Source organism: Roseivirga seohaensis (genome assembly GCF_001592945.1).
Taxonomy (GTDB): domain Bacteria; phylum Bacteroidota; class Bacteroidia; order Cytophagales; family Cyclobacteriaceae; genus Roseivirga; species Roseivirga seohaensis.
Genome location: NZ_LRPB01000029.1, coordinates 1 through 4,178, shown reverse-complemented (window position 1 = coordinate 4,178; position 4,178 = coordinate 1). Strand labels below are relative to the sequence as shown.

Annotated in this window: 2 protein-coding genes; one reads left to right on the top strand and one right to left on the bottom strand. The window is 39.0% G+C overall.

What is annotated here, in order from left to right:
* Positions 1-124 precede the first annotated feature (124 nt).
* Positions 125-2,548, bottom strand: coding sequence for an FtsX-like permease family protein (locus AWW67_RS10030; protein WP_062301563.1), 2,424 nt, complete (start codon positions 2,546-2,548; stop codon positions 125-127).
* Positions 2,549-2,703: 155 nt separating this feature from the next.
* Here AWW67_RS10030 and AWW67_RS10025 point away from each other — a divergent pair, with 155 nt between their 5' ends.
* Positions 2,704-4,077 (top strand): sigma-54-dependent transcriptional regulator, encoded by a 1,374-nt coding sequence (locus AWW67_RS10025; RefSeq protein ID WP_062301561.1) that lies wholly within the window; start codon positions 2,704-2,706, stop codon positions 4,075-4,077.
* Positions 4,078-4,178: the final 101 nt, after the last annotated feature.

The following is a 4,178-nucleotide window of genomic DNA, read 5'->3' as shown; positions in this document are numbered from 1 at the left end:
CAGGTAATCAGGTAATCAGGTAAGGCGAACTTTTGTCGGGAAATTGAGTTCCCTGACTCCCATTTTTTTTTAATTCTTTTTCCCGTTTTCTTCCCGATACTTCGGGACTGATCAACTATTCCCATTACTCACTTCTCAATGAATCCACTGGGTTGGCTTGTGCCGCTCTCAATGATCGGAAACCCGTAGTAAGGCCGGCTACTAAAAGCGTAAAACCTACTGCAATCACAAACACCCATATATTCATATCAATTCGGTATTCGAAATCAGAAAGCCAATAATCCATAATGTAATAAGCCACGGGCGCAGCAATTAAAAAGGCAAGTACAATCAGCACTAAAAGTTCTCTTGAAAAGATGTTCAGGATTTGCCCTACTGAAGCGCCTAATACCTTTCTTATTCCTATTTCTTTGGTTTTCTGACTGGCCAAAAAGGCAACTAAACCATATAGACCTAAACAACCGATTAGAATAGCAATGCCTGAGAAAATCTGAAAGAGGTTCATCATATTGGCCTCTTCTTCATAGTTTTCCATAATACTTTCAGAAAACAAAGAGTAATCGAAAAGCACATTCGGATACTGCTTTGTCCAAGCATTTTCAAGGGCAGAAATCACATTACCCATTTGTTTATCGGTTCCTTCAAAACGAATGGCACCTTCATAAAAGTAACCCTGATAAGTGACTAAAATGGTAGGTTCAATCTTCTCCTTTAGTGATTTTGTGTGGAAATCGTTTATCACACCAATCACTCTTTTAGCCCCGGCAAATCCGCTTTCTATTTGTTCTCCTATGGCATCCTCAGGGTTTTCAATTCCCATTAAATCCATAACTGATTTTGAAATAATGGCTACACCCAGGGTATCAGTAGCATTAAAGTTTCTACCTGCAAGAATTTCGATACCATATAAATCCAAGTAATTTTCGTCAGCCACTTTATAGGCCGCATCATAAGAACCTTCCATTTCGAGCGGGGCGTAACCGAAACTCGAGCCTATATTATTATCAGATAATGGAGATGAAAAATTGAAACTTACCTTTTCTATTCCTGCAAAAGTAGAGAGCTCATTCCTCAACGGATTGAGTTTTTCGCTTGCATTGTTTGGTAGAGGAAAAGTAACTATGGATGTTTTTCTAAAGCCCAAATCCTTTTTCTCAAAATATTGCATTTGAGAAATCACTACTAAGGTACAAACCACCAACAGTTGTGAAATAATAAATTGAAAAACCACCAAACCTCTGCGGGTATTTACATTGCCAGAAAGTGCAGATTGGCCTTTGCTCTTCAGTGCCAATACAGGTGCTAGCCTAGCTAGAATTAGTGACGGATACAATCCAGCTATTAAAGTAACCCCAACAGTAATTCCCAGTAAAATCATAATCAACTGAGGATCTTGAAGCAAATTGAGCGATAAGTTGTAACCTACAAACTGCTCCATATTTTTCATGATCAGTTCTGCAGCTCCTAGTGAAATCAATACTGAAATAATGGTAATGAAAAAAGTTTCACCCAAAAACTGCTGCATCAACTGCTCCTTTCTTCCGCCCAAAACTTTGCGGATACCCACTTCCTTCGATCGCTTGATAGCCAAAGCCGTAGACAAATTCACAAAATTTATACAAGCTGTTAAGATTAAGAAAACTCCAATAGCTATTGGTATGGTCAGGAAATCAGCAGAAACACCCGCGTCATTATAAGTATTGTACTGAGGCTGAAAGTGGATGTCGGCCATTGCTTGCAAACCGTACATCGTATTTTCGGTATCTTCTGGCATGTATTTCAGTACCATTTCTTCCAAGGCAGCCTCAATCTGGCTATCCTCCACTCCTTTCGCTTTAAGAAAAAAGACATTAGCATTTGACGAGGTTGAATTCCAAGAGTCTGGCTGATAGAAATCGAAAATTGCTTTTACAGCCTCATATTCAATTAAAAAGCTAAAAGGCACCGAGCTATTCACTGGTGGATCTTTTACCACAGCAGTTATAAAAACGTCAAGTTTGTCATTGAGCCTTACCTCTTTGCCTATTACTCTATCGTAACCTCCATCGGTAATACCAAAGAGTTTCTCAACCAATGAAACCGAAATAACAGCGGAATTCGGCTTCTCCAAAGCGGTTTCTGGATTACCCAACTCAAATTCATAATCAAAAAGTTTGAAGTATTCCTTATCAGCAAAGGCAATTCCATCTCGCTGTTCAAAGTGCTGTAAATCGCCAATAGAGTTTGTAATGCTCAACTGACTTTCTCCTATTCCAAAAGTACGAACAGGCAAGCCGTAGTCAGGATAATCCGTTTTAAAGGCAAGTGTAAAAGGGTTCTGGATTCCTGCATCAAACTCTATCTGGTTTGGGCTTTCGGTGCGCTTTGTAAACCTATACAGGTTATCAAAATTGGTTTGATACTGATCGAAACTCTTTTCGAACAATACAATTTTGAAAAGAACAATGGCTGCACTAATCCCAAGTGCTAGCCCAAACACATTAATAGTAGTGTAAGCCCTGTTTCTAGTAAGATTTCTGAAAGCTGTTGTGATGTAATTTTTGAGCATAATTCGACCTTTATGATACCGCTGCTATACCAATAGCAATGCCAAACACATATTTGTTTGACTTACTGAATGTTACATACATTACAGAAAATAAATTAACAATATATCGTTTGTTTTCAATACATTTAACTGTTTGGTTTTGATACAGTATTTGAATGAGTAAGACAGAAGCGAAAATATTGGTGGTGGACGATGATATTGATGTGCTCAACACTGCACGAATGTATTTAAAACAGCAGTTCACCTTGGTTCAAATTGAAAATAATCCCGAACAAATCCCTAATCATTTAAAGCGAGAAGCCTTTGATGTTGTCTTGCTCGATATGAATTTTAAAAAAGGAGACAACGAGGGCGAAGAAGGCTTAAAATGGCTCAACCGAATTCTAACTATCGACCCTAACGCAATTGTAATTCTAATTACAGCCTATGGTGAATTTGACTTGGCTGTAAAAGCTGTAAAATCTGGCGCTACCGACTTTCTACCGAAACCATGGAAAAACGAAAAGCTGTTCGGCACCATTCAATCTGCATTACAATTAAGACAAAGCAAGTTAGAAGTAGACCGACTGAAAAGCACTCAAAAAACGCTTTCCAGCGAAATAGATCAGAAATTCGAAAACTTTATTGGTGAATCACTACCTATTAAAAAAGTGTTTTCACTTATAGAAAAAGTAGGCCCTACCGATGCTAACGTCTTGATTTTGGGCGAAAATGGAACCGGTAAAGAGCTGGCTGCTCGTGCCTTACATAGGCAATCGGAACGAAAAGACAAGGTTTTTATCAATGTTGATTTAGGCTCTATTAGCGAAAATCTTTTTGAAAGCGAGCTCTTTGGCCATGTTCGAGGTGCCTTTACCGATGCCAAAGAAGATAAGCCCGGCAGGTTTGAACTAGCTTCTGGAGGCACACTTTTTTTGGATGAAATTGGTAATCTCTCACTTCCTCTACAAGCCAAACTCCTCACTGTTTTGCAGCAAAGAAAAGTAAGTCGGGTAGGTTCGGGCAAAGAAATACCTGTAGATATTCGGCTACTATGCGCCACCAACATGCCTTTATACGAAATGGTGAAAGAGGGTACTTTTCGCCAAGATTTACTTTACCGAATCAACACTGTGGAACTGAGAATGCCCGCTCTGGCCGAAAGAACGGAGGATATTAATTTACTCGTTCGACATTTTATACAACTCTATGGCAAGAAATACAAAAAGCCAAAAATGAGAGTCGATCATAACACTATTGCCAAACTGAAGAAGTATCATTGGCCTGGAAATATCCGTGAACTACAACATGCTATTGAACGCGCCATCATTTTAGCCGATGACCATAAGCTTACCGCTGACGATTTCGTGCTTCAGCCCAACCGCAATAACAAACGTTTGGAGGAAGATATTCTAGACCTTTCAGAAATGGAAAAACGACTCATTTTAAAAGCACTCGATAAGAACCACGGAAACGTAACTCGTGCCGCTAAAGACCTAGGTATTGATCGGTTGGCTTTATATAGAAGGCTTCAGAAGTATGGACTGTAGTTTAGTTAAGGATTATTAGAGATTAGTTATTAGGCAGGAGTTATCAGTTATCAGTTATCAGTTATCAGTTATCAGAAAATACCTGTCTCTTATACACATCT